Origin of the sequence: Inquilinus limosus (assembly GCF_002195995.1) — a bacterium.
GTDB lineage: Bacteria > Pseudomonadota > Alphaproteobacteria > DSM-16000 > Inquilinaceae > Inquilinus > Inquilinus limosus_C.
The window spans coordinates 1-4,769 of the sequence record NZ_NHON01000188.1; the positions used below are offsets into that span (position 1 = coordinate 1).

The following is a 4,769-nucleotide window of genomic DNA, read 5'->3' on the forward strand; positions in this document are numbered from 1 at the left end:
CGGCGGCCAGCGCCCTGGCCTGGAAGACGCGGGCCAGCTCCAGGGCCAGCTCGGTCAGCTCCGCCAGCACCTCGGCATAGCGGCCGGCCTGCGCCGTGGCCGGCGAAGCGGCGGCGGGAGTTCCGGCTCTGATGGCACCATCGACCATTCTTATATTAGAACAAAAGAAGAACATTAAAGCCAGCAGAATCGTCCGGCAGTTGTCGCCGGGCGGTGGATGTGACATCGAGCGGTACCGTGAGGCTTGACTTGCTACCTACTAGAAGGTAGGTAGGCGACATGAAGAGCCCAGCCTCTACCGCAGACGACATCCTGGCCTGCGCGCGATCCCTGATCGTGGCCGGGGGCTATAACGGTTTCAGCTATGCCGACATCGCCGATGTGGTCGGCATCCGCAAGCCCAGCATCCATCATCACTTCCCGAGCAAGGCCGACCTGGTCCGCACGCTCGTCTCCCGCTACCGGCAGGAGGCCGTGGCGGGGCTGGCGGAGCTCGAAAGCCTGGTCCCGGATCCGGCGGAACGGCTCCGCGCCTATGCCGGGTTCTGGGAAACCTGCATCGCCGATGCCAGCCTGTCTTTCTGCGTCTGCGCCCTGCTGGCGAGCGAGCTGCCCATGCTGCCGGAAGCGGTGGCGCTCGAGGTCACGGCGCATTTCCGCTTCCTGTCCGGCTGGCTGACCACGGTGCTGGAGCGCGGCGTGGCGCAGGGCCGCCTGCAGGTCACCGGCACGCCCCGCGTCGAGGCGGAGGCGTTCATGGCGGCCGTTCACGGGGCGATGCTGTCGGCCCGGGCCTATGGCGATCCGAAGATGTTCGGGGTCATCATGGCCCCGCTCCTCGACCGGATGTCGATCCGGCACTGATCCTTCCGCTCCGCCGGCTTGCGCACGTCCGGCGGCCGCACCGCAAGCGATCCGAAAAGTTGCGCAAGTCATCTACCAACTGGTCGGTAGACGAAATGCCCCGAAGGCGAAGCGGCGCCTTCGGGTTCCCGTTTGGAAAGGACGTTCAATCTTGGACCCGTATGCCGATCCCGCCGGCGCCCAGGAGCGATGGCTCAGGCTCTACTATTTCGGCCGAGCGGCGTTTTCCGCCCTCTGGGTGGCCGCGGCATTCACGCTCGGACAGCATGAATCGTCGATCGCCGCGGTGTTGCTGATCGTCTACCCGGCATGGGATGCCCTGGCGAACTATGCCGATGCCGCGGTCAGCGGCGGGCTGGGCCGGAACCGCACGCAGAGCATCAACGCCATCGTCAGCCTGATCACCGCTCTGGCCGTCGCCATGACGCTGCAGAGCGGCATGAACGCGGTGCTCGAGGTGTTCGGCGTCTGGGCGATCCTCTCCGGATTGCTGCAACTCGGCACCGCGCTCCGCCGCTGGACGAGCCATGGCGCCCAATGGGCGATGATCCTCAGCGGCGGCCAATCGGCGCTGGCCGGCGCACTCTTCATCGTCCAGGCGCAGAAGCCGATGCCGCCGTCGATCGGGACGATCGCCGGATATGCCGCCGTGGGCGCGATCTACTTCCTGGTCTCGGCGGTGTGGCTGTCGGTCGCGATGCATCGCAGGGCCGGTGGACCAGCCCGGAGCGCGCAGGCGAGCTGAACCGGCTCAGTCCTCGTCGCCCGCGGACGTCGGGGCCGGGCGGGCGGCGACGCCGGCGTAGCGGCGCAGGCTCCAGAGCAGGGGGGAGGCGTCGCGGGTCTCGACCTCGGTGACGAGGCCGACGAACAGGATGTGGGTCGACACCTCGGTCAGGCCGATCAGGTGGCAGTCGACCACGGCGACCGCGCCGTCCAGCTTCGGCCGGCCGGACGGCCAGGCGGACCAGCTGCCGCGGGTGAAGCGTTCGGAGCGGGCGATCGGCAGCTTGCCGGCGAAGGCGTCGGCGATCTCGTCCTGGTGCTCCGCCAGCATGGCGACGGAGAAGCCCTCGGTCGCCTCGATCACCCCGGCCATGGCGCTGCTGCGGTCGATCGACACCAGCATGGTCGGCGGGTCGGCCGCCAGCGACATCACCGCGGTGGCGGTGCGGCCGTGCCGGGTGCCGTCGGGCTCGGTCGCGGCCACCACGCAGATGGTCGCGGTCAGGCGCGTCAGCGCCTCGACGAACCGGTCGCGGGGCACCGCCGGCGGGTGCCGCGGGTCCGGGTTGTAGCGAAGCGAGGTGCGCGCGACCAAGATCTGTCCCTGAGGGCCGTCGGGTAAAGCCGCCCGCCAGTCGGCCGGACTGGCGGGCGGGGTCGGCGTCAGGCGGCCTTGAGCTGGGCCTCGGCGAACTCGTAATTGGCGAGCTTGTCGAGGAAGTTCTGGGTGTAGTCCGGACGGCGGTTGCGGAAGTCCAGATAGTAGCTGTGCTCCCACACGTCGAGGCCGAGCAGCACCTTGCCCTCGCCGGTGGCGAGCGGGTTGGAGCCGTTCGGGGTCTTGGTGACCTTCAGCTTGCCGTCCTTGCCCAGCACCAGCCAGGCCCAGCCGGAGCCGAACTGGCCGATCGCCGCCGCCTTGAAGGCGTCCTTGAACGCCTGGACGCTGCCGAAATCGGCGTTCAGCTTGGTCTCCAGCGCGCCCGGGACGGCGCCGCCCTTCGGCGACAGGTTCTGCCAGAACAGGATGTGGTTCCAATGCTGGCCGGCATTGTTGAACACCGGGGCCAGGTTGTCCTTGCCATAGGCGAAGGTGACGATCTCCTCGAGCGACTTGCCCTTCAGCGCGTCGTCCTTCTCGACGAAGCCGTTCAGCGCCGTGACATAGGCCTGGTGGTGCTTGCCGTGATGCAGCTCCAGCGTCTCCTGGCACATGCCGCGCTCGGCGAGGGCGTTCTGCGAGAACGGCAGCTGGGGAAGTTCAAACGCCATTGTGGTGCTCACTTTCTGATCGGCTTGATTGTGGAAGGATGCGGTAGGCGCAACGGCGCGCCCCCGCCTGGATATGCTCCGTGCGCTCGACCCGGGCCTCCGGCCCGAGCACGCGGCGGAACAAGTCGAGCTCAGAGCGGCAGAAGCCCTGGCAGGCCGCCGCCGCGGCGCAGATCGGACAATGATTCTCGACCAGAAGGAAGCCGTTTTCGTCTTCCTCCCACCCAGCCATGTAGCCCTCGCGGGTGCGAAGGCCAGCCAGCGCGGCGACCCGGTCGCGCAGCGTCGCCGCGGCCGCCGTCGCCTCGGCATAGCGGGCCAGGGTCTCGGCCTCGCGCGCGGCGATCAGCCGGTCCAGCGCCGCCTCGCCCAGCTCGCGCCGGACGCCGGCGATCAGCCCGGCCACCATCTCGGCATGGCCGTCGGGGAAGCGGGCATGGCCGGCGGCGGTGAGGGACCAGAGCTGGACCGGCCGGCCGACCCCGGCGCGCTGCGGCGCCGAGTCCACCAGCCCGGCCTCGGCCAGCTTGACCAGCTGCTGCCGCGCCGCCTCCCCGGTGGTGCCGAGCGCGGCGCCGAGCGCCGCCGCGCTCTGGCCGCCGCGCGTCTTCAGCAGCAGGAGCAGCCGCTCCGCCGCCGTCGCCGGCTCCCGGGGATTATTGTCAAAGTCCATACTTTGAAAATAAACGCCCGGTCGCCGCGCTGCAAGCGTGAGATCGCTCCGACGCCGCGTCATGGCTGGTCGGCGCGACGGCCGCTTCCGTCGGGCGGGCGGATGCGTCGAAGCTGTCGCCATGTCATCCCAGCTTCGAATCGACGCACCCCAGATGAGCGACCCGATCTGCCGGTGGATGCGGCCGGAGGAGGCCGAAGCGCTGACGGCGCTGCTGGCCGCGGCCTTCGGCAATCCGCGCTTCGGGCCGACCGTGGCCCGGCTGTCGCGCATGGCCAACGCGGCGATCCATGTGCTGGAGGCGGATGGCGCGATCCGCGCGGCGGCGGCGGTGGTCGACTACGGCCGCGCCGCCTATCTCGGCATCGTCGGCACCGACCCGGCAATGCAGGGGCGGGGCTTCGGCCGTCGGATCGTCGAGGCGGCGCTGGCCCCGGTGCCGGCCGACCGGGTGATCCTGCTCGACGCCTCGCCCTCCGGCGCGCCGCTCTACGAGAAGCTCGGCTTCGTCGATGTCGACCAGTCGGTGGTGCTGGAGGCGCGGGCGCCGGTCGAGGCGCCGCCGGTGCCCGGACTGGCGGCGATGGCGGAGGCGGACCTGCCGGACGTCATCGCCTATGACGCGGCCGTGTTCGGCGCCGACCGGGCCAGCGGCATCGGCGCCCTGTTCCACGAGCATCCCGGTGGCGGCATGGTCTGTCGCGACGGCGGGCGGGTGGTCGGCTACGGGCTATGCCAGCCGGACCGGATCGGGCCGGTGCTGGCGGAGACCCAGGCGATCGGCGCGGCCCTGGTGGCGGCGCTGTCCGAATTCGGGGCGGAGGGGCCGGCGACCATCACCGTGCCCTCCAGCAACGCCGCGATGCTGGACCATCTTCACCGCCGCGGCGTGCCGGAGCTGCGACGGCTGCGCCACATGCGCCGCGGCGGCGACCGCCACCCGAGCGACCGCGGCCGCATCGCCGTGATGGCCAGCTTCCATCTGGGGTGACGAAAGCTACCCACCCCCTCTCTCGCTGTCATTGCCGGGCTTGACCCGGCAATCCAGGGGCCCCCAAGAGCCGCTCTGGCCGCCCCTGGATCCTCGGGTCAAGCCCACGGGTGTCCGGTTGAGGTTTCATGGTCACAGAAGGACGATTTGCCTTGGGTCTGAGCGTGGTGTGGGCTTTGCTCCGCTCAGGCGATCGATGGATCGTCGGTGCATGAGGTTGAGACGGACGAGACGAGCGAAGGC

At 70.0% G+C, this 4,769-nt stretch carries 6 protein-coding genes; 3 read left to right on the forward strand and 3 right to left on the reverse strand.

Going from position 1 to position 4,769, the window contains the following annotated elements; genetic code table 11:
* Positions 1 to 279: 279 nt before the first annotated feature.
* Positions 280 to 864, forward strand: coding sequence for a TetR/AcrR family transcriptional regulator (locus BWR60_RS35585; RefSeq protein ID WP_088158019.1), 585 nt, complete (start codon positions 280 to 282; stop codon positions 862 to 864).
* A 151-nt stretch (positions 865 to 1,015) separates the two neighbouring features.
* Positions 1,016 to 1,609, forward strand: coding sequence for a DUF308 domain-containing protein (locus BWR60_RS35590; RefSeq protein ID WP_230983282.1), 594 nt, complete (start codon positions 1,016 to 1,018; stop codon positions 1,607 to 1,609).
* Between the two features lie 6 nt (positions 1,610 to 1,615).
* Here BWR60_RS35590 and BWR60_RS35595 read toward each other — a convergent pair whose 3' ends face one another.
* From BWR60_RS35595 to BWR60_RS35605, 3 genes are all read right to left on the reverse strand, one after another.
* A complete protein-coding gene (locus BWR60_RS35595; RefSeq protein ID WP_088158021.1) occupies positions 1,616 to 2,185 on the reverse strand; it encodes a flavin reductase family protein in 570 nt (189 codons plus the stop codon).
* Between the two features lie 68 nt (positions 2,186 to 2,253).
* The gene (locus BWR60_RS35600) at positions 2,254 to 2,862 is read right to left on the reverse strand and encodes a superoxide dismutase (RefSeq protein ID WP_088158023.1); all 609 of its coding nucleotides are present in this window, start codon (positions 2,860 to 2,862) and stop codon (positions 2,254 to 2,256) included.
* Positions 2,852 to 3,535: a helix-turn-helix transcriptional regulator gene (locus tag BWR60_RS35605; protein ID WP_088158025.1), complete on the reverse strand. Its 684-nt coding sequence runs from the start codon at positions 3,533 to 3,535 to the stop codon at positions 2,852 to 2,854. Before BWR60_RS35605 ends, BWR60_RS35600 begins: the two co-directional genes overlap by 11 nt.
* A gap of 154 nt (positions 3,536 to 3,689) precedes the next feature.
* Here BWR60_RS35605 and BWR60_RS35610 point away from each other — a divergent pair, with 154 nt between their 5' ends.
* Positions 3,690 to 4,526, forward strand: coding sequence for a GNAT family N-acetyltransferase (locus BWR60_RS35610; RefSeq protein WP_179222085.1), 837 nt, complete (start codon positions 3,690 to 3,692; stop codon positions 4,524 to 4,526).
* The last annotated feature ends 243 nt before the right edge of the window (positions 4,527 to 4,769 follow it).